The organism is Mucilaginibacter sp., assembly GCF_028288225.1.
In the GTDB taxonomy this organism is placed as follows: Bacteria; Bacteroidota; Bacteroidia; order Sphingobacteriales; family Sphingobacteriaceae; genus Mucilaginibacter.
In genome coordinates, this window is record NZ_JAQBOC010000047.1 from 1 (window position 1) to 25,585 (window position 25,585).

The 25,585-nt window shown below is 39.1% G+C and carries 26 protein-coding genes; 11 read left to right on the plus strand and 15 right to left on the minus strand.

Going from position 1 to position 25,585, the window contains the following annotated elements:
• Positions 1 to 371: 371 nt before the first annotated feature.
• Entirely contained in the window at positions 372 to 1,754 is a 1,383-nt protein-coding gene (locus JWQ54_RS14305; protein WP_299585820.1) for an RNA methyltransferase, read from the plus strand.
• Positions 1,755 to 1,995: 241 nt separating this feature from the next.
• The gene (locus tag JWQ54_RS14310) at positions 1,996 to 3,288 is read left to right on the plus strand and encodes an HAD-IB family phosphatase (protein ID WP_299585822.1); all 1,293 of its coding nucleotides are present in this window, start codon (positions 1,996 to 1,998) and stop codon (positions 3,286 to 3,288) included.
• A 91-nt stretch (positions 3,289 to 3,379) separates the two neighbouring features.
• Here JWQ54_RS14310 and JWQ54_RS14315 read toward each other — a convergent pair whose 3' ends face one another.
• The 4 genes from JWQ54_RS14315 to JWQ54_RS14330 all read right to left on the minus strand — a co-directional run bounded on the left by JWQ54_RS14315 (position 3,380) and on the right by JWQ54_RS14330 (position 6,989).
• A complete protein-coding gene (locus tag JWQ54_RS14315; RefSeq protein WP_299585824.1) occupies positions 3,380 to 3,856 on the minus strand; it encodes a universal stress protein in 477 nt (158 codons plus the stop codon).
• A 78-nt stretch (positions 3,857 to 3,934) separates the two neighbouring features.
• On the minus strand, positions 3,935 to 5,470 hold the full coding sequence (locus JWQ54_RS14320; RefSeq protein ID WP_299585826.1) for an outer membrane beta-barrel protein: 1,536 nt from the start codon (positions 5,468 to 5,470) through the stop codon (positions 3,935 to 3,937).
• A complete protein-coding gene (locus tag JWQ54_RS14325; RefSeq protein ID WP_299585828.1) occupies positions 5,467 to 6,054 on the minus strand; it encodes a sigma-70 family RNA polymerase sigma factor in 588 nt (195 codons plus the stop codon). The genes JWQ54_RS14320 and JWQ54_RS14325 overlap by 4 nt, the downstream gene beginning before the upstream one ends.
• 179 nt (positions 6,055 to 6,233) lie before the next feature.
• Positions 6,234 to 6,989 (minus strand): hypothetical protein, encoded by a 756-nt coding sequence (locus tag JWQ54_RS14330; protein WP_299585830.1) that lies wholly within the window; start codon positions 6,987 to 6,989, stop codon positions 6,234 to 6,236.
• A 135-nt stretch (positions 6,990 to 7,124) separates the two neighbouring features.
• On the opposite strand from JWQ54_RS14330, the gene JWQ54_RS14335 reads away from it, so the two are divergent.
• Complete coding sequence (locus JWQ54_RS14335; RefSeq protein ID WP_299585832.1) at positions 7,125 to 8,132, plus strand: tryptophan 2,3-dioxygenase family protein; 1,008 nt, start codon at positions 7,125 to 7,127, stop codon at positions 8,130 to 8,132.
• A gap of 136 nt (positions 8,133 to 8,268) precedes the next feature.
• On the opposite strand, the gene JWQ54_RS14340 is transcribed toward JWQ54_RS14335, so the two are convergent.
• Positions 8,269 to 8,634 carry a type II toxin-antitoxin system VapC family toxin gene (locus JWQ54_RS14340; protein ID WP_299585834.1) on the minus strand — a complete coding sequence of 122 codons (366 nt, stop codon included), beginning with the start codon at positions 8,632 to 8,634 and terminating at the stop codon, positions 8,269 to 8,271.
• Positions 8,631 to 8,861 carry a hypothetical protein gene (locus tag JWQ54_RS14345; RefSeq protein ID WP_299585835.1) on the minus strand — a complete coding sequence of 77 codons (231 nt, stop codon included), beginning with the start codon at positions 8,859 to 8,861 and terminating at the stop codon, positions 8,631 to 8,633. The genes JWQ54_RS14340 and JWQ54_RS14345 overlap by 4 nt, the downstream gene beginning before the upstream one ends.
• A gap of 199 nt (positions 8,862 to 9,060) precedes the next feature.
• Between JWQ54_RS14345 and JWQ54_RS14350 the strand changes: the two genes are divergently transcribed.
• Positions 9,061 to 10,128: a branched-chain amino acid aminotransferase gene (locus JWQ54_RS14350; RefSeq protein ID WP_299585837.1), complete on the plus strand. Its 1,068-nt coding sequence runs from the start codon at positions 9,061 to 9,063 to the stop codon at positions 10,126 to 10,128.
• 94 nt (positions 10,129 to 10,222) lie between these two features.
• Here JWQ54_RS14350 and JWQ54_RS14355 read toward each other — a convergent pair whose 3' ends face one another.
• From JWQ54_RS14355 to JWQ54_RS14385, 7 genes are all read right to left on the minus strand, one after another.
• Positions 10,223 to 12,664 carry an ABC transporter permease gene (locus JWQ54_RS14355; protein WP_299585839.1) on the minus strand — a complete coding sequence of 814 codons (2,442 nt, stop codon included), beginning with the start codon at positions 12,662 to 12,664 and terminating at the stop codon, positions 10,223 to 10,225.
• 369 nt (positions 12,665 to 13,033) lie between these two features.
• Positions 13,034 to 13,483, minus strand: coding sequence for a KTSC domain-containing protein (locus JWQ54_RS14360; protein WP_299585841.1), 450 nt, complete (start codon positions 13,481 to 13,483; stop codon positions 13,034 to 13,036).
• Between the two features lie 264 nt (positions 13,484 to 13,747).
• Complete coding sequence (locus JWQ54_RS14365) at positions 13,748 to 14,770, minus strand: asparaginase (protein ID WP_299585843.1); 1,023 nt, start codon at positions 14,768 to 14,770, stop codon at positions 13,748 to 13,750.
• Between the two features lie 46 nt (positions 14,771 to 14,816).
• Positions 14,817 to 15,584 (minus strand): TatD family hydrolase, encoded by a 768-nt coding sequence (locus JWQ54_RS14370; protein ID WP_299585845.1) that lies wholly within the window; start codon positions 15,582 to 15,584, stop codon positions 14,817 to 14,819.
• 45 nt (positions 15,585 to 15,629) lie between these two features.
• Positions 15,630 to 16,580 (minus strand): FKBP-type peptidyl-prolyl cis-trans isomerase, encoded by a 951-nt coding sequence (locus JWQ54_RS14375; protein WP_299585847.1) that lies wholly within the window; start codon positions 16,578 to 16,580, stop codon positions 15,630 to 15,632.
• 50 nt (positions 16,581 to 16,630) lie between these two features.
• Positions 16,631 to 17,602: an FKBP-type peptidyl-prolyl cis-trans isomerase gene (locus JWQ54_RS14380; RefSeq protein WP_299585849.1), complete on the minus strand. Its 972-nt coding sequence runs from the start codon at positions 17,600 to 17,602 to the stop codon at positions 16,631 to 16,633.
• 6 nt (positions 17,603 to 17,608) lie between these two features.
• Positions 17,609 to 18,619: a DHH family phosphoesterase gene (locus JWQ54_RS14385; protein ID WP_299585851.1), complete on the minus strand. Its 1,011-nt coding sequence runs from the start codon at positions 18,617 to 18,619 to the stop codon at positions 17,609 to 17,611.
• Positions 18,620 to 18,832: 213 nt separating this feature from the next.
• Between JWQ54_RS14385 and JWQ54_RS14390 the strand changes: the two genes are divergently transcribed.
• A complete protein-coding gene (locus JWQ54_RS14390) occupies positions 18,833 to 19,252 on the plus strand; it encodes a nucleoside-diphosphate kinase (RefSeq protein WP_299585853.1) in 420 nt (139 codons plus the stop codon).
• A gap of 322 nt (positions 19,253 to 19,574) precedes the next feature.
• Here the strand turns inward: JWQ54_RS14390 and JWQ54_RS14395 are convergent, their stop codons facing one another.
• A complete protein-coding gene (locus JWQ54_RS14395) occupies positions 19,575 to 19,865 on the minus strand; it encodes a DUF721 domain-containing protein (RefSeq protein WP_299585855.1) in 291 nt (96 codons plus the stop codon).
• Positions 19,858 to 20,958 carry a DNA replication/repair protein RecF gene (locus tag JWQ54_RS14400; RefSeq protein ID WP_299585857.1) on the minus strand — a complete coding sequence of 367 codons (1,101 nt, stop codon included), beginning with the start codon at positions 20,956 to 20,958 and terminating at the stop codon, positions 19,858 to 19,860. Before JWQ54_RS14400 ends, JWQ54_RS14395 begins: the two co-directional genes overlap by 8 nt.
• Positions 20,959 to 21,246: 288 nt before the next feature.
• Here JWQ54_RS14400 and JWQ54_RS14405 point away from each other — a divergent pair, with 288 nt between their 5' ends.
• The 6 genes from JWQ54_RS14405 (at position 21,247) to JWQ54_RS14430 (ending at position 25,520) form a co-directional block, all read left to right on the plus strand.
• The gene (locus tag JWQ54_RS14405) at positions 21,247 to 21,924 is read left to right on the plus strand and encodes a tetratricopeptide repeat protein (protein WP_299585859.1); all 678 of its coding nucleotides are present in this window, start codon (positions 21,247 to 21,249) and stop codon (positions 21,922 to 21,924) included.
• A gap of 118 nt (positions 21,925 to 22,042) precedes the next feature.
• Positions 22,043 to 22,537 carry a 6,7-dimethyl-8-ribityllumazine synthase gene (gene ribH / locus JWQ54_RS14410; RefSeq protein ID WP_299585861.1) on the plus strand — a complete coding sequence of 165 codons (495 nt, stop codon included), beginning with the start codon at positions 22,043 to 22,045 and terminating at the stop codon, positions 22,535 to 22,537.
• Positions 22,538 to 22,770: 233 nt separating this feature from the next.
• Positions 22,771 to 23,100 (plus strand): bacillithiol system redox-active protein YtxJ, encoded by a 330-nt coding sequence (gene ytxJ, locus JWQ54_RS14415; RefSeq protein WP_299585863.1) that lies wholly within the window; start codon positions 22,771 to 22,773, stop codon positions 23,098 to 23,100.
• A gap of 129 nt (positions 23,101 to 23,229) precedes the next feature.
• A complete protein-coding gene (lipA, locus tag JWQ54_RS14420) occupies positions 23,230 to 24,108 on the plus strand; it encodes a lipoyl synthase (RefSeq protein WP_299585865.1) in 879 nt (292 codons plus the stop codon).
• A 26-nt stretch (positions 24,109 to 24,134) separates the two neighbouring features.
• Positions 24,135 to 24,686: a sigma-70 family RNA polymerase sigma factor gene (locus JWQ54_RS14425; protein WP_299585867.1), complete on the plus strand. Its 552-nt coding sequence runs from the start codon at positions 24,135 to 24,137 to the stop codon at positions 24,684 to 24,686.
• A gap of 9 nt (positions 24,687 to 24,695) precedes the next feature.
• A complete protein-coding gene (locus JWQ54_RS14430) occupies positions 24,696 to 25,520 on the plus strand; it encodes an anti-sigma factor (protein WP_299585869.1) in 825 nt (274 codons plus the stop codon).
• The last annotated feature ends 65 nt before the right edge of the window (positions 25,521 to 25,585 follow it).

Sequence of the window (25,585 nt, forward strand, 5' to 3'; positions counted from 1 at the left end):
CAAAGGTAGAAACCTTTTTTAAACTTGCAAACTTTATTTTTTTTATTTTTTGTTTGCCTTTTTTTACCCGCCTTCCCTCTTTTCTCTTCCTCGTTTGCGGGCTGCAAAGATGTGACTTTTTTATTTATCTGTCAAGTACTTTTTTTACTTATTTTTCAGCCCTTTTATTAGTCACTAACTTCTCAAATAACAACGCCTTTTTCCAAAGCGGTCACAAATGTACAGAGTTTTTGGCTCCCTGCAAAAAGAATTTTACATTAATTAAAACAATCCATGTAACTGCCTGTAAACTACCATCATTTTTATGCTATTATCTTTAATAAACATGCCTTAATAATGGCAATTAACGAATTCGTATCTTTGAAACTGATATGAGCGAATACATTTTTCCCGAAAATTTTCTTAATTCATTAAATGAAGAGTCCGATTTTGAGCGCGAAAACTTTGTGGATGCACACCAAAATAGCGCGTCGCCCACCTCTATGCGGATAAATCCTTTTAAAAGATCAATATTAAAAACAGACGGACAGGTGCCGTGGTGCCATGAAGGGTACTATTTAAATACGCGCCCGTCCTTTACATTCGACCCGCTTTTCCATGCGGGGTGCTATTATGTGCAGGAAGCATCGTCAATGTTTATTGATCAGATCCTTAAACATATTAAGCAAAATAATGACGGTGAGCCTATCAAGGTGCTTGACCTTTGCGCTGCGCCGGGCGGTAAAAGCACGCTTATCAATTCGGCTATTAATGGTAATGATCTCTTAGTATCAAACGAAATAATAAAAACCCGCGTGCCGGCTTTGTGCGATAACCTTAACCGCTGGGGCACGGCCAATACTATAGTAAGTAATAATGACCCGCGGGATTTTGGCAGGCTTCCCGGCTTTTTCGATACAATACTGGTTGATGCACCATGCTCAGGCTCGGGAATGTTCAGGAAAGATCCGGCAGCCATGAATGAATGGTCGGAGGCAAATGTGAACCTGTGCCACCAACGCCAGGAACGCATCCTGGCTGATGTTTACCCGGCATTAAAAGAAGATGGACACCTTATATATAGTACATGCTCCTACTCGCACCAGGAAAACGAGGAGATCCTTGACTGGCTGTGCCGTGAATTTGATATGGAAAGCATCCGGATACCTATATATAAGGAGTGGGGAATTGTTGAAACGCTATCGCCGGAGCAAAAGGCCTGGGGTTATCGCTTTTACCCGGGCAAGGTAAAGGGCGAGGGCTTATTTGCAGCCTGTTTAAAAAAGAAAGAGCAAACTGATGAACCACCAGCCTTTAAGACAAAAGGACATCAGAAACTGGCGCTATTAGAAATAGAGCTTATAAAGAAGTATATCAATGACCCTGAAAACTACTATTATAATAAGGTGAATGATGACTGGCTGGCTATAAGCCGTGAGCATAAGGAAAGTTTGGACACTTTGCAACGACATCTATATATAAAGAAATCAGGCGTGCGGATTGGTAAGCTGATGGGAAATGACCTGGTGCCCGATCATGAGCTGGCGCTTAGTATATATATTAATAAGGATAAGGTGCTGCAAACCGATCTGAGCCTTGAACAAGCCATACAATACCTGCGCCGCGAAAACATCGACATAAATATTACCGATAAGGGCTGGAGCCTGATGAATTTTGAAGGACACGCGTTGGGATGGGCAAAGCTGCTGCCAAACAGGATAAATAATTATTTCCCAAAGGAGCTAAGAATTCTGGCGAGCCCCCCAGTATTATAGAGACGCAACACAATGCGTCTATCATTTTCTATCATATGCATGAAACCTGTTCGCGTTTATAAGGATGCATTGCGTCTCCTACGAATTCATCCTTATAAACTAATGCGCAAGCATTTCGCTCCTACAGGTTACATTTTCCACATTTAGTCTACTCATCCTATCAACTTTATAAACATCTATAAAAAATCAATCTAAAAAATCCGCACATTTGCACATCCGCATATTTGCACATCAATAAACAATGGATCAATACTTTATTATAGACTTCGATAGTACTTTTACACAGGTTGAGGCACTGGACGAACTGGCCCGCATATCATTAAAAAACCACCCCGACCGCGAAAATATTTACAAACAGATCGAGGATCTTACCAATGCCTCGATGGAAGGCAGGCTATCTTTTACCCAAAGTTTGGAGAGCCGGGTTAAACTGTTACAGGCAAACCGTGAACATTTAAAACAACTGGTTACCCATTTAAAGAAAAAGGTATCAACCTCATTCAGCCGCAATACCATTTTTTTTAAGAACCATTCCGATGAGGTACTTATCGTATCAGGTGGATTCAAAGAGTTTATTATTCCGGTAGTAACCGAATATCATATTAAAAAAGAGAATATTTATGCCAACACTTTTGTGTTTGATGCTGATGGTAATATAATAGGCTATGATCGCGAAAACCCTTTAAGTCAGGAAGGTGGCAAGGTTAAACTTTTAAGGGAGCTGAACTTGCCGGGTGACATATATGGTATAGGTGATGGTTATTCTGATTTCCAATTAAAAGAATCAGGTATGATCAAAAAGTTTTTTGCCTTTACAGAGAACATCGAACGCAAATCAGTTGCTGAAAAGGCAGATCATATTACACCCAGCTTTGACGAGTTTTTGTTTATCAATAAACTGCCCCGTGCAATATCGTATCCTAAAAACCGCATCAAATGTTTAGTAGTAGGCGCGGTAGAGGACGATGCCTTGGCGCAAATGAAAAAGGAGGGCTATAATATCCGCCATCATGAAAGCATTGATGATAAATACCTGGAAGAGGCGGGGATATTGTTTTGTGATGAGGCCAATCAGCCCACACCTGAACAGGTACAGAATGCGGGCAGGCTAAAAGTTATAGGCATTTTTGGCAGGATAAGCAGCCGCAAGTTAGCAGAAGCAGCCTGCGAAAATGGAGTTATTATTTTCGACGACCCTAAACACAATCCCCGTAATGATGATTTTATTCCTAAAAGGGTAATGGCATTTATGAACGAGGGAAAAACACATACCAGCTGCAACTTTCCAGACCTGCAACCACCACGCATTAACAATGCGCACCGCTTAATACACATCCATAAAAACGTGCCAGGGATCTTAGCCAAGATTAACGAAGTTTTTGCGCGCCATAACATTAATATAGTCGGCGAGTTTTTGGTTACCAATGCGCAAATAGGCTATGTAATTACTGATGTTAACACCGGTTATGACGCAGAAGTATTAAATGAGCTGAAAGCGATAGAGCAGACGATAAAGTTTAGGTTGTTGTATTAGAGGAGTCCATAGACCATGGTCTATGGTCCATAGTAAAATTTTTAAAAGTCAGCGATCGATAAACCATGGTCTATGGACTATCGACCATGGACTACTCTTCAACCTTAAACGGCACCACCAGCACTGGCACTTCTGAGTGGCGCACAACATGTTCAGCAACGCTGCCCATCAGCAAGCGATCAAGTCCGCTGCGTGAATGCGTACCTATAACAATAAGGTCGGCACCAAATTCTTTGCTGCATTGTATTATACCGTCGGCTGTTGAGCCGTATTCTGTAAAATGAGTTACCTGCATACCACCGGCATATTGTTTTATGGTGCGCTCAACAATATTCTCCGCTTGATTTTTTTGAATATCCAGGATCTCCATATCCTGTAATGTTGCAGTATTCAGGGACGATCCCATCATAGGATCGATACCACCGGATGCAGGCATTATCATGGGTTCAACAATATTTACCATGCCTACTGCGGCGCCAAACTTATGTGCTATATCAAAACCATATTCGGCGGCGTGCTCTGCCTGCTTGCTGTCGTCAATTCCTATAAGGATTTTACTGATCTTCATGATTGAAAGGATTGGCTTTAAGTAATAACAACTGATAGCGAAAATGTTTTGAGATGGAATAAATTTAAAAGAAGTAAATTATGGCTTTGGTTTATTTAATTGAAAACCTATAGCAAATTGGACCGTACCATTGCCGGACCTATAGCTGCCCAAATCGTTAGTGACAGCGTAACCTCTTAGGCTTTTCAAATAAGTGGCTTCAAAAACAAAGCGTTTAATATGAAAGTTTACTCCGCCTGAAACGCCCAGGTTGAGCTTTTGCTCATATTTGGTCGCATTTAATATTCCGGCCATCTTAGAATAATAGGTACTATCAGACCTTATACTATTCGGCTGCAAAGTGCTGTTAATATTTGTCTGTTTTACCGGGATACCGATCACCGGACCAGCCTTAAGGCTTACATTATTTGTTACTTTATAAACTAAGTGCAACGGAATATTAACCGAATACAATTTTCCGGAAGTTGTTATTCTTAATGATTGACCGGAATCAACCTTACTTTCATTGGCATGGGTATAGTTGACAGTACTATTTTGCGCACTTAAGATTTGAATCTGTGAGCCTATTGCCCATTTATTGTTTAAATTGTAATTAGCAAATAAACCAAAATAAACATCAACTGGTAAACTTCCGTAAAAATTGGCATTCTGTTTTGCCGGCGTAAAACTGCCTGATGCATTAGCGCCCATTAATACTCCCCAATCGATATTTGAAACATCCAGGTTTTTTAATTTTGTTTTTTTATCCTTTATAGATTTCGATGTGCCTAAAAAAGGTATTTTAACAACACCATAATTTGATCCTTGTATTATATGTGGCTGTTTACCAATTAACCCCGGATACAAACTCAGTTGAAGTGCGGTTGTTTGCAATGCAGGATAATTCTGGTTGAAATTATTAACTGCATTCTCATTATTATTTGGTTTTCCAACCTCCCCTTCACTGTTATAAGATCTGAACGCGCTATAATTTACTACTGAACTTACTAAAGCATTATTTTTACCGGCACCCAATAAATTAGTTTTACTCAGGTTGGTTTTACCTATTGAAAAACCAGTCCCTAATTTATTATTAGTACGATTACTTGCAAAGACACGGTTTTTATTTAGCAATGGTTTTACCAAAGTGCTGCTGTTTTTAACCGAGCCTGCGGGCTTATTTTTTAAATCAATATTTGCTGTTGAACTATTTGCCGGGTTTTTATAATCGCCGGGGTTATTTATCGAACTATCCGCTACAACCTGATTTTTTAAAACCAGGCTATCCTCAATATTATTAATTGAATCTTTATTTAAAGTATCAATAACTGATGAATCAGGTACGGATTGACTGCCCTTATGGATTTTATGTTTGGGTTGCTGTTGATGCGATTTAGATAAAATTATATGCGATACCGTGTAAACCATAGCAGCTGCCGAAAGGGTAATGAACAATTTGGGCAATATTTTAAAAAATTTTAAATTGAATTTACCTTTACCAGTCGGTTGGCTTGTATGAGGCATATGTTTATTTAAAAGCGAATCCATTTCAGCCCAGTCGGATTGAGGATCATCATTGATTGGCAATTCACTCCTTTTTTTTTGCCAGAGACTGAGGTAGTTTAATTTCTTCATTTTGCTTTACCACTCCTTTCTGTTAGCTCATCAGTGGTTTTTGCAGATGTTTTAAGCAAAGCTCTTAATTGTTTTTTTGCTTCGGATAAATGCCAGCGGGAAGTACCCTCGCTTATATATAATTGTTCGCTTATTTCCTTATGCGTAAAACCATCCAATACAGATAAATTGAACACGGTTTGTGTTGCATAAGGCAATGTCCTGATGTTTTTTAAAACATCCTCAAAAAATAACTTCTCTAAAACTGACGGTGAAATAAAAAATTCAACTTCATCTTTCTCTGAAAGTTGTATGGTGTTAAATTTCAATTCACTTCGGCAGATATCTATTGAGGTATAGATCATTATCTTCCTGATCCATCCACCCAATTCACCTTTTTTTATATCAAAATCTTTTATGGATTGAAATACTTTTAGAAAGCCCATGTTAAAAGCCTCCTTTGCCAGTTCTTTATCAGGCAAATAGTTATAACATACCCTTAACATATCGGCATGAAATAATTTGTACAAGGCCTCCTGAGCCGTACGTTCATTATTTACACACCCTTTTACAAGCATTTCCGCCTGTTTTTTAGAAAAGTTCATTTAAAAATTCATTCCTCATCCACTTGAATTACGCTTCGTAAGCTGCTTATAAAACGTTGGGTCAAAATCAAACTATTTTTATTTAATTAACTGTAATAGTTGATGATGTTGTAAAGGCTGTAATAATTAAACCCTTTAATATTTACGCCCTTACAACATTTATCACTCTATTCAATACATCACTTGCTGATTTGCTTAGGTGCAATTAAAACCCCGGCATTATAATTCCAGTTAAATGTAATGGTTGTGGTTGTTGCAACTATACTCCCAGTGTAAGTTATGCCATTTAAAGTAACATTGAGCGGGAAAGTCCCATTGGGCAAAGAATCAGGTTGATTTTGGGTAAAATTAATAACTGCAGCAATCGGTGTAATACCAAGTGTACATTGGGCTGGCTGGATCACATTGAGAAAACCGATGCCATAACTATTATTAACAACGCTGTCTGCAAATTTGAGTGAACTATTACTGCAATAACTATTATGAGTTTGAGCTACAAAAGACAAGTAAGCTGAATCAGAAGTTTTACTTTTATAATAGTGGGGCACCAAAGTAACCTGATCGCCAATAAGCGACACAATAGTGTGTTGACCTGCAGGATGGTAAACAGAATCACTTACTGTTACAGAGGCAGTTGCTGTGGTTATGCCATTAATAGCCTTAACCAGGTAACTCCCTGGTTTTTTGAAGAAAATTAATGCCGTATTATTTTTAGTTATAATGGAATCGTGTCCCGAAGGAACTATACTCCAGCGGGTAGTATCAGTTGCTTTTGCACCAACCAGCAGCAGGGAGTCTGGTTGATTAATTTTTACCTTATAACTGGAAGCGGTTAATTGTCCGTTCTTGTTATCGGATAAACTACCTTTGTTACAGGCTGATATAACAAATAAAGTAAGTGAAAGAGCCAGAAGGCCATAAATTAAGTTTTTCATTTTTTTGATTTTAGATAATTAAAAATCCGTTTTTATTACATCATCGTAATGAAGATGATAAACGTTGGGTAGCGATGAAAATAAAGAATTGGTATGCTATAGATTAAAAGCGAATAAAAATCAAGCTGATTTTATATGAGGTTTCTGAATCGTGATTTAAATAGCAAAACTTTCTACCTTTATCCCATGCATTTCTCTCCCGAAATAGAAGAACGACTGGCACAATTACAGGAAAAATATGAGGCAATGGGCCAGGATATGGTATCATACCTGGATGGTTTGCTTTATGCTGATTTTTTAACCTACTGGGATTATATCCATTTGGATACACTATTAAGTCTTCAAAGTCCGAAAACACCATTTCCGGATGAAGAGATCTTTATTATGTATCACCAGATAACAGAATTGTATTTTAAACTGGTTTTACACGAGTGCAAACAAATAACCGCGGCACATCCGTTAACAGCGGAATTTTTTACCATCCGCTTAAAGCGAATTAATAAATATTTTGAAGCGCTTACCCAATCGTTTGATATTATGATTGATGGGATGGATAAAGAACAGTTTTTAAAGTTCAGGATGTCGCTGCTTCCTGCAAGCGGTTTTCAATCGGGTCAGTACCGGATGATAGAGATCTATGCCACTGATTTTATTAACCTGGTTGCCAAAGACAAACGCGAAGAACTAAGGAATGCCCCCATTGACGAGCAGTTTGAATACATCTACTGGAAGTTTGGCGCAACTGAACTATCAACTGGTAAAAAGACGCTAACTCTTAAACAGTTCGAAAAAAAATACGCCAAAACATTTATTGAACTTGGTAAGACAAGTGCTAACCATAATTTTTATGCATTATTTAATCAGCTTAAAAGCGCAAGCAAATCAAGTATTGAGCTTGAAAACGAATTGAAACAGCTGGATATAAATGTAAACGTGAACTGGCCGCTCGTACATTATAAATCTGCCGTACGCTACCTTAACCGCGAACCTGAAGAAATTAAAGCCACCGGCGGCACCAACTGGCAAAAGTATCTGCCTCCGCGTTTTCAGAAACGTATCTTTTATCCTGCATTGTGGAATGAACAGGAAATTGATGAATGGGGTAAGGGTTGGGTGGAAAAGGTTTTGAAGGAAGTTAGGTAGATCGTTCGTGATTGATAGTATATACCCCAGTCACGAACATGGTTTAAGATCATAACCTGAACAACTCCGGCTTCATATGCTGTACTTCTATGAATACTTTGTGTAGGTGGTTAAAATCAGAATCCGTTGTTACAAGTTACAACCCAAGTAAAGCAGCTATCGACGCGAGCCACAAATCATTTTTACCCATGTTTCTTGGCGTATTAAAAGAGTATTCAGAATATGAAGGGTTTCGTCGCTGAGAAAAAGCATCCATTTCAGCGTAGATATTTATCAGGTTTTGATTAACCTCAATAATCACAGCCTGCTCTATTATGAAGTTAAGTACCTGCCATCTTTTTATACCCCACTTGTATTGTATTGATAATGAATTTAGTTCGGCAATAGAGACAACGGAGATGAAAATCCTTTGGCCTTCAGGATTTACAATTTTTTCCAGCAATTTAAAACTGGGATCTTTGGAAAGGAAAATCAGAATATTGGTATCAAGCAATAATCTCATTTACTCGTCTTTAAGGTCTCTAACGCCTGCCTTACTTCCTCGTCGGTAAAAAAAGCATCTTTAGGTAGTGTTTTTAAGTTTTTTATAATATTCTGAGGGTTTTTGCCTAATTTATTAGCGAACGCTGTAGCTCCGCCTGCAGCAATTATTTCATCTATGGAGTAAGATTTATAATTAAAAAATGGCCTTAATTCGTCCTCTGATGTTTTGATATTATTTTTACCCATTTTCCTAAACTCCTTTCTTATTAACAAATTTACGAATATTTGTGTAATACCAGACATCCTTATGCCGAATTCACATTGTCTTGACGAGGTAAAATTCTCATTATCTATTGTTTTACTAATCATCAACCGTTAATTCAAATTATCATCTCATGAAAAATTTTCCTAACTTGCCATTTTCCGAATTAAATACACTAAGGCCATGACAGAGACGCTGGACATCAAGATCACTAAAACCAATCATTCCCGTTTACATGAAACGGATTTCAACAACTTACCCTTCGGTAAAACATTTTCTGACCATATGTTTGTGGCCGATTATGCCGATGGCGAATGGAAGAATTTTCAGATAGTCCCTTATGGCGAAATTGGTTTAAGTCCGGCTATTTCATCGCTGCATTATGGCCAATCGTTTTTTGAAGGAATTAAAGCTTATAAACATGAAGACGGACAGGTAACTATTTTCCGCCCGGATAAAAATGCGATCCGTTTCAATAAATCTGCCGAACGCTTATGTATGCCGACTTTACCCGAGGAGATCTTTATCCAAAGCATTGCAGCGGTGGTTGATATTGACCGCGACTGGGTGCCCTCAAAAGCTAACCATGCACTATATATAAGGCCGTTTATGTTTGCTACCGATCCTTTTTTAGGCGTAGCACCATCAAGCACCTATAAATACATGGTTTTGTTATGCCCTGTAGGACCCTATTTCTCAAAAACCTTACGGGTTAAAATTGAAACTTTTTATACCCGCTCAGCAGAAGGCGGAATGGGTTATGCAAAATCATCTGGTAACTATGGGGGCAGTATGTACCCGGCTAAAAAAGCTACCGAAGAAGGTTTTGACCAATTAATTTGGACCGATGCGAAAGATCATCAGTATATAGAAGAAATGGGAGCTGCTAACGTAATGTTTGTGCTTGACGGAACGCTAATAACCCCATCAACCCGCGATACTATTTTAGATGGCGTTACCCGCGATACCGTATTAACCCTTGCCCGCGAATGGGGTATGCCGGTTGAAGAACGCCGCGTATCAGTTGCTGAAATTATTGAAGGCGCTAAAACGGGAAAACTCCAGGATGCTTTTGGCGCCGGAACTGCCGCTACCATTGCAGCAGTTGGTTCAATAAGCCATAACGGTGAAGAGTATTTTTTAAGCGATCCTAAAACACGCGAATTTTCGCAAAAAGTATTAAGAGAACTTGATAGTATTAAATATGGCCGTGCAACTGATGCACATGGCTGGAACTACCCGGTGCTGTAAACACTAGCAGCGTCTGAAATAAAGCCTCAATCTAAATAGTTATATAACCACTTAGATTGAGGCTTTTCAATTTTACCACCTGCAACTAATTCCCCTACTCCACTCTCAAACTATTTATCGGGTTTGCCATTGCCGCCCTGATTGTTTTGAATGCGATGGTTGAAAATCCGGTGATTAGTCCTGCAGATAATGAAACCGCAAACATCCACCAGCTTATATTTACCCGGTATGGGAAATCCTGCAGCCAGCTATGCATAAAATACCAGCCCAACGGCCAGGCAATAACATTGGCTATCAACAATAATTTAAAATACTGTTTTAAAAACAACGCAACCACACTGGCAACACTGGCCCCTATAACTTTACGGATGCCTATTTCCTTTGCCTTTTGAGCAACGGAGTAGGTTATCAATCCTAACAACCCGAGGCAGGAAATAAATATGGCGATAACAGTAAATGTGCCTATCATTTTTTGCTGTCGCTGATCTTGCTCATAATCACTTTGGAAAATATCATTCAAAAACCCATAAGAAAAAGGGGTATCAGGGTTCAACGCTTTCCAGTTTTTTGATGCGTGGTCAATAGCTGCTGATATATGGCGCCCATTAATTTTTGCCACAATGGTACTGCACCTTAGGGGGTTTACATTCATAATAGCGCAGGGCCCTATTGCTGCGTGTAACGAAAAGTAATGATAGTTTTTAGCTACACCCACAATCTTGTAATTGTAAACCACCCCGTTGTGCAGGTGCGATACATATTTACCGGCCGCTGTGTACGGATCAAATCCTAATAGCTTTGCCGCTTCTTCGTTTAAAATTACCTCTTTGCCAAAGTCATGCAATTCTGTGTCTTCCTGCATATTGGTATTGGTAAATACTTGCGGACTAAAATTGCTCCCTGCGATTAGTTTAAGGCCCAGCGTTTTTAAATAATTTTCATCGGCAAAGTCAAAGAAAACTATTTGCTTATCATTTATTGTCTTTTCTGCCGGGTACAAGTTCATATCACCAGACACCAGAGGCGCGGCTGCAAGGGTAACTGATTTAAAATTTATATTATTAGCAAGCTGCCTGACAAGCAGCGAACTGTTTTTTTGAGATTGCTCGCTGTTAAGGTTTAAAACCAGCTGCTGATCCTGATCGAAGCCTGTTTTTGCATTGATCATAAAGTGCAGCTGGTTCCATATAACAATGGTAGCAAATACGAGGCAGGTAGAAATAACAAACTGGGATACGATAAGTACTTTACGGACGCTAAACACACCCGATGCATCACTTACCTTACCCTTTAATACTTTAACAGCCTTAAATGCCGATAAATAAAATGCTGGATACAATCCTGCTGCGATGCCCGTTATTAAGGCAATCAGCACCATCCATAAAATCAGGCTGCTATTCTCTTTTGCAAAAAAAGACAGGCTTTGCCCGGTAAAATTATTAAATACCGGCAGAAACAGGAACGCAAGGCCAACGGAAATAATGAGTGCACAGATACTGATGGTAATGGTTTCTATCAAAAACTGGGAACGGATGGATCCCTTTCCTGCACCCATTACCCGGCGTACGCCAACTTCACGTGCGCGGCTTATGGCCTGGGCAGTTGTTAAATTCATATAATTGATGCAGCCTAGTAACAATATCACCAGAACTATAGAACCCAAAAGATACAGGTACTTTATATTACCCTGCTTATATGCCAGGTAATCCTGGAACTCTGATGAATGAAGATGAATATCATGCAGTGATTGTAAGGAGTTAGTTATATGATCGCTATGCTCCTTCATTTCTGCAAGCGCATGTCTATTAAGGTAAGCGTTTAGCTTTTTTATCAAATATTGAGGATTGGTGCTATGCTTTACTTTTATATAAGTGTAAAAATTATCGTTTACCACCCAGCTGGTATTGTTAGCCATTTGCTCCCTGATGTGATCGCTGTTGTTTGAAGCGAAAAAGCCGGCTTGGATGTGATTTAAAAAATCCTCTTTAAAAACCCCGGTAATTGTATAAGTATTATTACCGGCTTTTACTGTTTTACCTACCGGATACACTTTCTTAAACAGCTTTTTAGCCAGCGATTGTGAAAGCACTATAGTATTTGGCGCTGCAAAAGCCGTTTTACGGTTTCCCTGTAAAAAATGAAAGGACAGCACATCAAAAAACTCAGGATCGACCCAATAGCCGGAATTTTCTATAAACGGGGTTGAAACTCCTACGCCCTGTGCCTGCACTATAACAACGCCATTTGTCGGGTCAAGGCGGGTAACCTGTTCAATTTCGGGGATCTCGCTTTTTAAATATTTTGCATAAGGCAAACCAACTGTCGGCGCTTTACTGCCATCTTTAAAAGTGGAAGTTACGCGGTAAATGTCATCACCATTATCAAAACCTTTATCAAAGCTCAGCTCGTGCTGCCAAAACAAAAATACCAGCGCGCAACAGGCCAAACCTGCTGATAGGCTTAAAACATTAATAAGAGTAGTGGTTTTGCGTTTCCACAAATTGCGAAGGGCAAGTTTTAGGTAGCTTTTGAACATAATTGAATTAAACTAATTAGCACGAATTTTTTCGAATTACACGAATTGATGGGCAGTGATAAATGCTTAAATCAAAAATAATGAAATGAGGCTTTGCTGTAATTTATTTAACAGAATTTAACGATAAGCCTGGTTATCAGTATGTCAATATTTGTACGGAAAGTTTGGGCAGATGCCGGAATGGAAATAAGCAACCGAAAAATGGGCTTTTTCATGTGATGGGATTGTAACAACTAATATAGTAAATTAGTTGATTGGGGTAGATTAGGTTTATTAAGTTAGATTGGCTTTTGTTATATTTCAACTCAATCAACCACTCTCTCAATCAACTTAATCAACCCTTCAAAATCCCTTAGTTACAGATGTTGCCTAAGCTGTTGCGGCCAGCTTGTTCATGCTGCGGTAAATGTAGTTATTGAAAATGTGCCTGCGGGCAAATCTTCCGGGCGAATCAGCATTGATGAATTTTCTGTACACCTCTTTTGGCACATCAAAGTATTCATAGGTGTTGCCGTCTAAAAAATTAACGGTTAACACTTGCGATTTGTAATCAAAATCGAGAATGTTTGATGTGGTAGTTGTTAGTGTATATTCCGCAAAGGATTGATCGCGGGTTTCGGGCGCAATACTTACCAGGAAATGATAAGCCTCAATTATAGTCTTACTTTTCTCTTCAGCCTCTAATTTGCTTTCGGCACTATCCTGGAATTTATCCGGGTGCCAGGTTTTCATTAAGCTGCGGTAAATAGTTTTTAATTCCTGCAATTCTGCTGCTTCACCTACATTTAACAGCTTCCTGTAATCGACAATTTTTTTCATAAATCTAATCTTTGCTTATTGTCGTTGAGGTGTAAAGCCATGCGTTAAAAGCCTTGCCCAAGAAAATAATTTTGCAAAGGTACGCTTTATCTGGCAGAAAAATTGACCAGGTTTGTTAATAGAAGGTAAAGTATTAGATATCAACTCGTTAATAGTCAAACTTACGAAGTTTTCAAAACTTCGTAAGTTTTATCGCAGGGTATGCTATTTGGCCGATAGTTAACTTAATCAACCACTCATTCAATCAACTTACTCAACCAATACTCACGATACCGTTATCTCACCCCTGATATCTGTTTCCAAGTACTGTTTAACATCCTGCGGATTTTCAAATTGGCCTAACAGGTACATCATTTTGGTAACAGCAGATTCATAGGTCATATCATAGCCGTTGGCTACGCCCACATCTTTAAGGTGTTTGCTGGTTTCGTAACGGCCAAGCTCAACAGTGCCCACTTTACATTGTGAAATATCAAGGATCACTTTGCCACTGTCGATTGCCGTTTTTAGCAGATCAACAAACCATTGATCGGTGGTGGTATTGCCTGCACCGAATGTTTCCATAACTATTCCACGTACATCTGCTGTTAAGATGGTTTCTACAACCTTCGGGCTAATACCAGGGTATAGCTTTAGCACAGCAACATCACTTACCAGGTTTTTATGAACCTTTAGCGTTTCTCCCTCCTTTGGGTGCCTGATATCATTGGCGCTAAAGCGAAGATGAACGCCTGACTCGGCCAGGATAGGATAATTTGGCGAACGGAATGCCTCAAACTTTGATGAATTATATTTAAATGAACGGTTCCCCCTGAATAACTTATAATCAAAATAAATACAAACCTCGGGCACACGGGAGCGTTCATGCTTTTTGGCTTTGGCAATTTCAATGGATGTCATTAAATTTTCCTTGGCGTCTGTACGGACAGCACTTATAGGCAGCTGTGAGCCTGTAAATATTACCGGCTTATCCAAACCTTCGAGCATAAAACTCAATGCCGAAGCAGTGAATGCCATAGTGTCTGAGCCGTGCAATATCACAAAGCCGTCAACATCATCATAATTTGACTCTATCAGGCTGGCCAGCTCACTCCAGATGGCGGGGTTCATATTTGATGAATCAATTATCTGCTCGAATGAATGTACCTTAATTTTACAATTAAGCTTCTCCAGCTCGGGCACATTATCCATTATCTGCTCAAAATTGATCGGTTTGAGCACCTTGGTTTGAGGGTCGCTCATCATACCAATTGTCCCTCCGGTATAAATGATCAAGATCTGACTCATGCGTATCTAGGTTCTGAAAAAAATAAAACTATTGAAAAAAAAATATTCATATACCAAATATCTTTTTTGAATTTTCTGTGGTAATAGCAGCCACAGTTTCAAGATCTGTTTGGTGCAGTTCTGCAATTTTTTGGGCAATATAAACCAAATAAGAGCTTTCATTAGGTTTACCCCGGTACGGAACCGGCGTAAGGTACGGAGAATCTGTTTCTAAAACTATATGATTTAAGCTGGTCTGTGCAACAACTTTATCCAGCCCGGCATTTTTATACGTAACTACGCCGCCAATCCCCAGGTAAAAACCTAAATTAATTAATTTATTAGCTTGTTCCAATGTTCCGCCAAAGCAATGAAATATTCCACGCAGATCATCATCTTTTTCCTGCAGCAATACTTCATAAACCTCGTCAAATGCACTCCGGCAGTGAATATTAATAGGCAGCTTTAATGATTTTGCCCAGGCTATTTGCTTTTTAAAGGCCTGTATTTGTTGCGACAGGGTGGTTTTATCCCAATACAGGTCGATCCCAATTTCGCCGATCGCGTATATTTTATGCTGATGAATGGCTTGTTGTATCAGGTTCAGCTCTTCTTCCCAATCATCCTTTACAGAGCAGGGGTGCAAACCCAGCATGGGGAAACAAATATCCGGGAAGGATGCCTTCAGCGAAAATACCATAGGTACAGATGCGGCATCAACATTGGGCAGAAATAAGCGCGTAATTTCATTGTCTTTACAACGCTGCACTAATTCAACCCTTTTGGCATCATCTGTTTCGTAATACAAATGGGTATGTGTATCTGTAAGTAACATGGTGCAAAAATAGAAAAGCCTCCTGATGTATCAGGAGGCTTTCACCTAATTTTTCTTTGTTGTGACTTTCTTTTTATAAACAGGCTTTTTTGCCGGCGCTTTTGCCGCGGGCGCAGCCGCATGTTTTACAGGTTTAATTTTAACTATCTCAACATCAAATACCAATGTACTGAATGGTTTAATATCGTTACCATTTCCCTGCGCACCGTAAGCAAGGTTTGACGGAACAACAAATGTTGCTTTTGAACCTTCGTTTAATAAAAGCAATCCTTCATCCCAACCCGGGATAACACCGCCGGTGCCAACAATTACCTCAATGGGTTCATAAGTACGGCCGGGCTGTTGTAAGCCTGCACCTTTTGCAATTGCTTCAATGCTCGAGTCAAAAACCTTATCATCAAGACTGCGTCCTGCATAATTCACCAGCAAGGTATCGCCCTTTTGAGGTTTAAGCTTTGTTGATGGCTGGGTAATTACATATTTCAAACCGCTTGCTGTTGTTTGCAAATTAAGCTTATGATCTGCAGTGTATTTATTAGCAGCGTTAACTTCAGTTGCCTTTATCTCTGCCATAAAGGCATCCATTGATTGTGCCTTTAAAATCTTAATTGTAAAATCAAGGTTGCTGCCTTTCGGAAAAAATGCCGGGCGCTTGTCCTCATGCTCCTTAAATAAAGAATCGGTAGGAACTTTCACCAGCACACTGTCACCCACAGCTAAAAGCGGGAAAACCTCCATTAAATCAGCAACGTTTTGTGAAGGCTGGATCCTTGCCTGGCCAACATTGCCGCTGGCATATGTGCTGTAAAGCACGGAATCTTTATCCGTTTTTTGAATGTATTGAAACGTAATAATATCACCGTCTTTAAGTTTTTCGCCGGTGTTATGAGTATAGATCTGGCACAACGCTCCTTTAGGTGTACGCTGCATATCACTTTGCGCACTAGCATTAACTGCTAATATTAAAGCAAAAATAAATGGAATATATTTCATCATAAATAAAAAAGCCTCCCTGTTAAAACAGGAAGGCGGTGTTAAATTAAATATTATTTAGCAGGCTGAACAACCGGTGGCGGCAATTGAGCCGGCTTTGGTGCATTTGGATTAGGATGAATAATATCAACCAGCTCAACTTCAAATACAAGCGGTGTATATGGACCAATCTCACGGCTTCCCTGTTCACCATAGGCCAGGCTTGACGGAAGGACTATTGTGGCTTTTGTACCTTTGTTAAACAATAAAAAGGCCTCATTCCATCCCTGGATCATTCCCTGAACACCAAGCGGAAAACGGATAGGCTTATAAGGATTCATAGGGCTTATAGGTAGTTTATACTTTACAGCATCAGATTTTACACTTGTTTCAAAAGCTTTCCCGTTCACGAATTTGCCTGTATAATTAACAACTACGGTATCGCCTGCAGCCGGTACCGGACCGGTGCCCTGTTTTGTAATTACATAATTTAAACCGGATGGCGTTGTAGTAACCTTAAGGTTATTATCAGTTATGTATTTTTTTATAGCTACCGGCTCTTTTGCTTTAGCTGCGTCTGAAAGTGATTTAGCATATGCATCTTTACGGCCCTGGAAAACCTGGTCGCTAAGGTTACCCTTGGATATAACCTTTTCCATTTTAATAACATATACAATGTATTTGCCTTTCAGCTCTTTCGGCCTTGGATGACCTTTGGTCATGGTATCAATATTAACTTTAATTATAGCGCTGTCGCCCTCGCTAAGTAATGAAAACACTGTCATAATATTGCCCTTAGGCTGGCCCTTTAAGCTAGGCATAGTTAGTGGCTGCGGCTGGCCTTTATCAAAGGTGCTTTGCATTACCGAGTCGGCGTCATTTTTAACTGTATAGTTAAATACCATAAAATCGCCTTCTTTTATACTCGGGCCAGATTTATCGTCAACTATTTTATATAGTAATCCTCCCTCGCCTTTATTAAAGCCACCATTGCAGCTTGCTAAACCTATTGCAGCAAGCGCTAAAAACATCAGTCTTTTTTTCATTTTTTTTTATTGTATTAATAGTTTTTTATATTCAGGTAATATTAATTTAAATTGAGTTACAACCTGCTCAAGGCTCCCGGTTGATACACCGCCGGCAGCATTACGATGCCCGCCGCCGTTAAAGTATTTTTTACAGATCTCATTAGCCGGAAATTCACCTTTTGACCGTAATGAAAGTTTTACCTTATCATTCCGTTCAACAATAAAGGCAGCCAGTTTAACCCCTGATATTGACAAGGCATAATTTACTATTCCCTCTGTGTCGCCTGTTACAACATCATATTTTTCAAGATCTGCTTTAGTTACAGCTATTACAGCGGTATTAAACTCGTGCAAAACCTCCAACCGTTCCGAAAGGCAAATACCTAAAAAGCGTAAACGATTTTCAGATGAGTTTTTATATATCTGCTCATAAATTTGCCAGTTAACCGCGCCTTCATCAATCAGGTCAGCAATTATGCGATGTACTGCAGATGTTGTTTTAGGCAGCGAAAATGAAGCAGAATCTGTCATAATACCCGTATATAAACAGGTAGCAACATCTTTATTTATTAATTTTTTATTGTTTAGTTCTTCAACAATAAAAGTATAGATCAATTGTGCGGTAGCACAGGCATTAATATCCCAGTAACGATAATCATCAAAATCCTGAGGTTCCAGGTGATGATCAATCATTATTTTAACTGCATTGCTCCCGCCAACGAGCTCACCCATTTCATTAATGCGGTTTAAGGCATTAAAATCAAGGCAAAATATCATATCGGCTGCTGCAATCAGGTCAGCCGATTCCTTAATCTGTTCTGTATAAATAATAACTTCGCCATTACCAGGCAGCCAGTTTAAAAATTCAGGATAATCAGTAGGCGTAATAACCTTAACATGATGGCCCTGCTGTATAAGGTAGTTATATAAACCTAAAGACGAGCCCATAGCATCACCATCAGGTTTGTGATGAGTAGTAATTACTATTTTTCTGGGCTGCGCTAAAAGTTTTATAAGCGAGGCTGTATCTAACATCAATTTTTTTTAAAAAAGAGTTGCAAAGCTAAATAAATAAATCAAATACAACCATCTTATTTAATGTAAAAGCCTTTATGTTTTAATTGTAAAAAGCTACTTTTGCGGGAAATTAGAAAACGGTTCATAGTTGATGGCTCATGGTTCATAGCCGAAAACGGAAACAGTTCGGTCATTAACCATCACTACAAAACAAAAAAGCAAATTATTAAGATGAGTAACAATAAAACATTTACCATGATTAAGCCTGATGCTGTTGCAAACGGGCATATCGGTGCAATTTTAGACCAGATAATAAAGGCCGGCTTTAAAATTAATGCTATGAAATATATTGCATTAACTGAACAAACTGCCGGAAAATTTTACGAAGTTCATAAAGAACGTCCTTTTTATGGCGAGCTGGTAGGCTTTATGTCATCAGGCCCTATAGTAGCCGCTATTTTGGAAAAGGACAACGCTGTTGACGATTTCCGTAAGCTTATTGGCGCAACTGACCCTTCAAAAGCTGAAAAAGGAACTATCCGCCAGTTATTTGCTGAGTCTATCGGTGCAAATGCTGTTCATGGATCTGACTCTTCTGAAAACGCCCAAATTGAAGGCGATTTCTTTTTTTCAGCCCTCGAAAAATTCTAATGTATTAGTTAACAGGGTGTTTTATCATTAAAAAACATCCTGTTATTTTGTTTTTCAATAAGAAGTCCTTATTTTTATAAAGTTTTGATAAACTGCGTTTTGCAAAGCCCCTATTATTTCTAAACTGAAACAAGAATTATGAGACTGCTTCTTAAATATATCTTATATCTGTTACTTATAATAGTTTTGGTTTCGGGCACTATATTACTGTACAGAACCCACCCCGAAGCTCAGCTGGCTTTTATACTTCCGGGACTATTTATTCTTGCGTTTTCAAGAATGAGTGATGACTTAAATTTCAGGTCAATTTTCCCAAGGTGGACTAAAGGAAAATAATTTCTTCAACCAGGGTCCCCTTCGCTTCATCATTTATTTTATCAATTATTTGCGTACGCATCATCATCAGTTCATTTTTTATTACTGATGACTCTACCCGCAGGAACAATTTTTTATCGTGGATAAATAATTCTTTTGTCCGGTTAGCTACGGGTTTGCCAACAAGCTCGGGCCAGTGAGCTATTATTGATGTTTCATCAAACTTCCGTTTAATTTTGTAAACATTCAGCATTTGCTCAATAGCATCTTTTAATGATTTATCGTTAGCTTTACGCATCAATCTCCCCTCCCTTTACTTTAAACAGTGTAATAGCCACACCTATATTATTAAATATATTTTTAACCCGGCTTTCATTAGTATCGGTAATAAATACCTGTCCAAAATCGTGGTTTGATATCATCTGCATTAGTTTAGTAACCCGCTGGTCATCAAGCTTATCAAAAATATCATCAAGAAGCAATATGGGCTTAAACTTATTCTGCTGATCTAAAAAACTATATTGCGCTAATTTTAACGCTATCAAAAAAGACTTTTGCTGCCCTTGTGAGCCAAATTTTTTCATAGGCATGCCATGGATAGAAAATACCAGGTCATCTTTATGGATCCCTGCATTGGTGCGCTCAAGCACCCGGTCTTTTTCGATATTTTTTTTTAACAAGGTGGCAAAGTCACTTTGCAGTAATTGTGATTCATATATCATTTCAACCTGCTCCGCATCATCACTCAAAAACTGGTAATGCTTATTAAATATTTCGGTAAAGCTTTCCATAAAGAGTTTTCGCTTTTCAAAAATGCGATTACCAGAAACGGTTAACTGCTCGTCAAGCACTTCCAGCAAGCCCGGATCATACCGGCCGGTATCCGCAATTTGTTTTAGCAGGGCGTTACGGTTAGCCAGCACTTTATTATATACCATCAATTCATCAAGGTATGCGTTGTCTGTTTGCGAGATCACGTTATCAATAAATTTCCTCCGCTCATCACTTCCTTCAATAATAATGCTGATGTCATAAGGCGAAACCATAACCAGCGGGAGCAAGCCAATGTGATCGGCCAGTCGCTGATAATCTTTTTTGTTGCGCTTAAACTGTTTTTTTTGATTACGCTTAACCGAACAGGCAATATGCTCGGCTTTGCCGTTCCTGTTAAAATTACCGGTTATAATAAAAAAATCAGTACCCTGCTTTATTTGCTGGCTGTCAATTGGGTTAAAATAACTTTTACAGAGCGATAAGTAATATATGGCATCCAATAAATTGGTTTTCCCGGCACCGTTGTTGCCGGTAAAAACGTTAACACCATCGCTAAAGGTTACCCCGGCTTCTGCGTAATTTTTAAAATTGATGACCGATAACTGCTGTAGATACATAAGGAGTTCAAAGGTAGTGATTAGTGGTTAGAGATTGGAGGTTAGTTGAAAAATGCGGAAGGCGAAATGTTAATGCGGAATGACTATGAGATTTAAAAGTCATCGTTCTGAAAAGGTCATATTTGTAAGCGCAAAGCAAATCCACGTATTACTATATTTATTGCTGTTTTACAAGGCCCTGATCTCTAATAAACTAACCTCTAATCTCCGACCATAAATATTTAATTTAAAAGGTATTGTTAAAAATTTTGAAAACCGTATTTTTGCAAACTTAATTTTAGAAGAGAAATGTCAAAAACCCAGGCGAATACCAAGGTAACAGTAGAAGAAAAGCGTTTTAAACCAACAAGTAATTTTGTGCAAGAGAACCAAAAAAGCTTGCTATTTATTGTTGGCGCCATTTTAGTAATGATTGTTGCTTACATTGCATATCAAAAATTTTATATAGCCCCACAGGAAATCAAAGCATCAAACCAAATGCATGTTGCGCAGGATTTTTGGGCTAAAAAAGAATGGGACAAAGCAATTAAGGGCGATGCCGGCTATCCTGGGTTCCAAAAAATAATTGACGACTACAGTAATACCAAGGCGGCTAACCTGGCTTATTTTTATTTAGGCACGGCTTATTTAAATAAAGGTGAATTTCAAAAAGCTATTGATAATTTAACCAATTACCGCGGTGGTGACAGTATGTTAGCCGCCGAAGCATTTGGAAGCACAGCAGATGCTTATGTTGAATTAAAGGATTATGATAAGGCATCAACCTACTTCAAAAAAGCTGCTGATAAAGCAAACAACAAATTTTTGTCTCCGCTATACTTAAAAAAACTTGGCTTAGTTTACGAAACTCAGAACGACAACAAATCGGCTGTTGAGGTTTACAAAAAAATCAAAAGCGATTATCCTGAAAGTACTGAGGCACAAAATATTGACGAGTATATAGCACGCATCGAAGCGAAGTTATAGAATTTTGGAAGTCGGAATTTCGATTTCGGAATTGTTTTATTGGGATTTTTGAAGTTCTGATTTATCATTCCGCAACCGGCATTCCGACTTCCGCATTTAAATAAATCCGAAATACCACATGGCTACTCATCTTAAAAATTTATCTGATTTTTCTGAAACCGAAATACCATCGGCAGCTCCGTACCAATTTGGGATAGTTGTTGCTGAATGGAACGCGGGCATTACCAATGCTTTGTACCAGGGCGCTTATGAAAGCCTGCTTGAACATGGCGCATTGGCGCAAAACATTTTCACCTACCAGGTTCCGGGGAGTTTTGAATTAACATCAGGCGCCGATATATTATTAAAAAATAGCAAATTGGATGCGGTGATATGCCTTGGCTGTGTTATACAAGGCGAAACAAGACATTTTGATTTTATTTGCAATGCGGTAGCTAACGGACTAAGCAATGTTGCTATCAAATATTCAAAACCTGTTATATTTGGTGTGTTAACTACTGATACCCAACAGCAGGCTGCTGACCGCGCAGGTGGCAAACATGGAAATAAAGGCATTGAAGGTGCTGTAACTGCCATAAAAATGGCTTATCTTGCTGAAACTTTAAATGGTTAATTCCGTATAAAACCCAATCGGAGAATAAAATGAAAAAAATAATTTACATAGCATTCATAGCATTAGCATTAGGAACCCTTGCTTCATGCTCAAACAAACTGTGTCCGGCTTATGGCTCTTATCCAAAAAGCGGGCGTTAACAGTAAAATGTCATTTTTTCATCAATTGCCTAAAACCGCAATCTGTTTTGTGTTGTTTTGCGTTTAATAGGTATTCATCCTTACAAATATTTTATGAACTGGACATCGCTGGAATCGGCAGAGCAAATTAATGCTATAAAAAATCAGGAGGGTTATAGCGTAATTTTTAAACATAGCACCCGTTGCTCCATCAGCATGATGGTAAAAAAACGTTTTGAGCTCGACTGGGATAAATTACCCCAAAATTTGCCGCTTTATTTTTTAGACCTAATAAAACACAGGGATTTGTCGAGCCAAATTGCCGCTGATTTTATAGTTCACCACGAATCACCCCAAATGCTGATAATAAAGGACGGCGAATGTGTACTTGATCTTTCGCATGGTGAGGTTTCTGTTGAGGAAGCGATGTCAGTAATTAGTTAATTAGAGATCAGAGATTAGTTAAACGCGGAATTCGGGCTGCCGATTACCGAATGTTTCAAAACTGTAAAACTAATCTCTAACCTCCGGTTACTACTCTCTAATCACAACTTTTTACCTACTTTTGTACCCATGATTGATTTGCCTGTAGTTCCTGTAAACCAACCACAACGCAAGCCGGATTGGCTTAGGGTGAGATTGCCTGTTGGCAAGGAATATGCCCATGTGCGCGGTTTGGTTGATGAGCATAAGTTACATACCATTTGTGAAAGCGGAAACTGCCCGAATATGGGCGAGTGCTGGGGTGCCGGTACGGCTACCTTTATGATATTGGGAAACATTTGTACGCGATCGTGCTCATTTTGCGCAGTGGCTACCGGGCGTCCGCTGGCTGTTGATACGGATGAGCCTAACCGGGTTGCAAATTCAGTTAAGCTGATGCAGGTTAAGCATTGTGTTATTACTTCCGTTGACCGCGATGATTTAAAAGACGGCGGTTCAATTATATGGGCCGAAACCATTAATGCTATCCGCAGGGAAAGCCCTGATACTACATTAGAAACTTTGCTGCCCGATTTCAGGGGCATTTGGGATAATCTTGAACGCGTGCTGGAAACCAGGCCCGAGGTTGTTTCACATAACCTGGAAACTGTAAGGCGCTTAACTAAAGAAGTACGCATCCAGGCAAAGTATGACAGAAGCCTTGAGTGTTTAAAGCATGTTTCGCAGGCAGGCCTTCGCACCAAATCAGGTATTATGCTGGGTCTTGGCGAAACGGAGGCCGACGTTTTGGAAGCTATGGATGATTTGCTGGAAGCTGGGGTACAGATCCTTACTTTAGGGCAATATTTGCAGCCAACGCGCAATCATCACCCGGTGATTGACTGGATCCATCCTGATCAATTTGACCGCTACAAACAATTTGGCTTAAATAAGGGTTTTAGATATGTGGAAAGCGGGCCTTTGGTTCGTTCTTCATACCATGCAGAAAAACATTTGTTTGAAATCTGACAATGCATTTATAGCTTCAAACCACTTTGAGTAAAAAACGAAAAATATCGTTATCGGAAGATGAATTGGTGCTTGCACTGAGAAATCGCGAAAAGATTGCTATTGAAGCGCTTTACGATATGTATTCGTCCTCATTATACGGAGTTATTTCGCGCATAATAACTGATACTGCAACCGCAGAAGATGTGCTGCAGGAAACTTTTGTAAAAATATGGCATTCGTTTTCAGGTTACAGCGCTGAAAAAGGCCGTTTATTTACCTGGATGGTTAATATTGCACGTAACCTTGCAATAGATAAGATCAGATCAAAAGATTTTAAGAACCAGAATAAAAACCAGGAGCTGGAAAATAACGTAGCTTTCATTGACGGACAAAAAAACACAGTTTACAAACTTGAACTTTTGGGTATTAAAGAATTAGTGGCGACACTAAAGCCAGAACAAAAGTCGATTCTTGACCTGGTGTACTTTAAAGGATATACCCATGTGGAAGCTGCTGATGAATTGGGCATTCCGTTGGGAACCATTAAAACAAGGTTAAGAATGGCTATTCAGCAACTCAGGAAACACTTTAATTGAAAAGGCGGAGTGGAAGATATTAAAGCATATATAGAATCAGGCATTTTGGAACTTTACGTACTGGGGGATATTTCCCGGAAAGAAAAGTTACAAGTGGAGACTATGGCTGCAAAACATCCGGCAATTAAAGCTGAGCTTAAAGAAATTGAGCAGTCAATGGAGCTATATGCTGAACAAAATGCTATCGAACCATCTGAAAACTTACGCAGCCGGGTATTAAACAGCGTACTCACAAACTTTGGCGACGACACTAATTTTGATACAAGAACAGAGCCAGTCGAAAATAATGTTATAGCATTGCCTGCCCCAAAAGCCAATGGTTTTTATAAATATGCCTTTGCTGCCTGCCTTGCTTTGTTAATTACAAGCGGCATTGCTTTAATGAATTTAAATAATAAGCTGCAGGAATCAAATACTCAGTTAGCTGCACTGCAGATAGATAAACAGCATTTTGCCAACAGGGTAAACCTGATGGATCGGCAACTGGAAGTGTTTCGCGACGCGTCATTCAAATTCCTTAAACTTAAAGCAACTACACACGCTCCATCAGGCGCAGCAATTACTGTTGCATGGAGCCCGGTTAAGAAAAAGGTAATGATTAATATGGGCACCATGAATATGCCTGTGAATGATAAAACACATCAATACCAGTTATGGGCGCTTGTAGCCGGAAAGCCTGTTGACCTTGGCGTTTTTGATAAAAACCCCGATTCGACAGATATGAAGGAAATGAAATCTATTGCCTCTGCCGATGCCTTTGCCGTTACACTTGAACCACGGGGCGGCAGCGTAAACCCTACTATGGACCAAATGATGGTTTTAGGTAAGTTTTAATTGATTGAGTTGGATTAAATTTAAGTTTCAGCCAGATCTGATCTCTCCAAAAATTATTTTACAGT

What these genes read in the sequence shown, in the direction of transcription:
- JWQ54_RS14305 (WP_299585820.1), top strand. Translation starts at nt 372, where the DNA reads ATGAGCGAATACATTTTTCCCGAAAATTTTCTTAATTCATTAAATGAA.
- JWQ54_RS14310 (WP_299585822.1), top strand. Translation starts at nt 1,996, where the DNA reads ATGGATCAATACTTTATTATAGACTTCGATAGTACTTTTACACAGGTT.
- JWQ54_RS14315 (WP_299585824.1), bottom strand. Translation starts at nt 3,856, where the DNA reads ATGAAGATCAGTAAAATCCTTATAGGAATTGACGACAGCAAGCAGGCA.
- JWQ54_RS14320 (WP_299585826.1), bottom strand. Translation starts at nt 5,470, where the DNA reads ATGAAGAAATTAAACTACCTCAGTCTCTGGCAAAAAAAAAGGAGTGAA.
- JWQ54_RS14325 (WP_299585828.1), bottom strand. Translation starts at nt 6,054, where the DNA reads ATGAACTTTTCTAAAAAACAGGCGGAAATGCTTGTAAAAGGGTGTGTA.
- JWQ54_RS14330 (WP_299585830.1), bottom strand. Translation starts at nt 6,989, where the DNA reads ATGAAAAACTTAATTTATGGCCTTCTGGCTCTTTCACTTACTTTATTT.
- JWQ54_RS14335 (WP_299585832.1), top strand. Translation starts at nt 7,125, where the DNA reads ATGAGGTTTCTGAATCGTGATTTAAATAGCAAAACTTTCTACCTTTAT.
- JWQ54_RS14340 (WP_299585834.1), bottom strand. Translation starts at nt 8,634, where the DNA reads ATGAGATTATTGCTTGATACCAATATTCTGATTTTCCTTTCCAAAGAT.
- JWQ54_RS14345 (WP_299585835.1), bottom strand. Translation starts at nt 8,861, where the DNA reads ATGGGTAAAAATAATATCAAAACATCAGAGGACGAATTAAGGCCATTT.
- JWQ54_RS14350 (WP_299585837.1), top strand. Translation starts at nt 9,061, where the DNA reads ATGACAGAGACGCTGGACATCAAGATCACTAAAACCAATCATTCCCGT.
- JWQ54_RS14355 (WP_299585839.1), bottom strand. Translation starts at nt 12,664, where the DNA reads ATGTTCAAAAGCTACCTAAAACTTGCCCTTCGCAATTTGTGGAAACGC.
- JWQ54_RS14360 (WP_299585841.1), bottom strand. Translation starts at nt 13,483, where the DNA reads ATGAAAAAAATTGTCGATTACAGGAAGCTGTTAAATGTAGGTGAAGCA.
- JWQ54_RS14365 (WP_299585843.1), bottom strand. Translation starts at nt 14,770, where the DNA reads ATGAGTCAGATCTTGATCATTTATACCGGAGGGACAATTGGTATGATG.
- JWQ54_RS14370 (WP_299585845.1), bottom strand. Translation starts at nt 15,584, where the DNA reads ATGTTACTTACAGATACACATACCCATTTGTATTACGAAACAGATGAT.
- JWQ54_RS14375 (WP_299585847.1), bottom strand. Translation starts at nt 16,580, where the DNA reads ATGATGAAATATATTCCATTTATTTTTGCTTTAATATTAGCAGTTAAT.
- JWQ54_RS14380 (WP_299585849.1), bottom strand. Translation starts at nt 17,602, where the DNA reads ATGAAAAAAAGACTGATGTTTTTAGCGCTTGCTGCAATAGGTTTAGCA.
- JWQ54_RS14385 (WP_299585851.1), bottom strand. Translation starts at nt 18,619, where the DNA reads ATGTTAGATACAGCCTCGCTTATAAAACTTTTAGCGCAGCCCAGAAAA.
- JWQ54_RS14390 (WP_299585853.1), top strand. Translation starts at nt 18,833, where the DNA reads ATGAGTAACAATAAAACATTTACCATGATTAAGCCTGATGCTGTTGCA.
- JWQ54_RS14395 (WP_299585855.1), bottom strand. Translation starts at nt 19,865, where the DNA reads ATGCGTAAAGCTAACGATAAATCATTAAAAGATGCTATTGAGCAAATG.
- JWQ54_RS14400 (WP_299585857.1), bottom strand. Translation starts at nt 20,958, where the DNA reads ATGTATCTACAGCAGTTATCGGTCATCAATTTTAAAAATTACGCAGAA.
- JWQ54_RS14405 (WP_299585859.1), top strand. Translation starts at nt 21,247, where the DNA reads ATGTCAAAAACCCAGGCGAATACCAAGGTAACAGTAGAAGAAAAGCGT.
- ribH (WP_299585861.1), top strand. Translation starts at nt 22,043, where the DNA reads ATGGCTACTCATCTTAAAAATTTATCTGATTTTTCTGAAACCGAAATA.
- ytxJ (WP_299585863.1), top strand. Translation starts at nt 22,771, where the DNA reads ATGAACTGGACATCGCTGGAATCGGCAGAGCAAATTAATGCTATAAAA.
- lipA (WP_299585865.1), top strand. Translation starts at nt 23,230, where the DNA reads ATGATTGATTTGCCTGTAGTTCCTGTAAACCAACCACAACGCAAGCCG.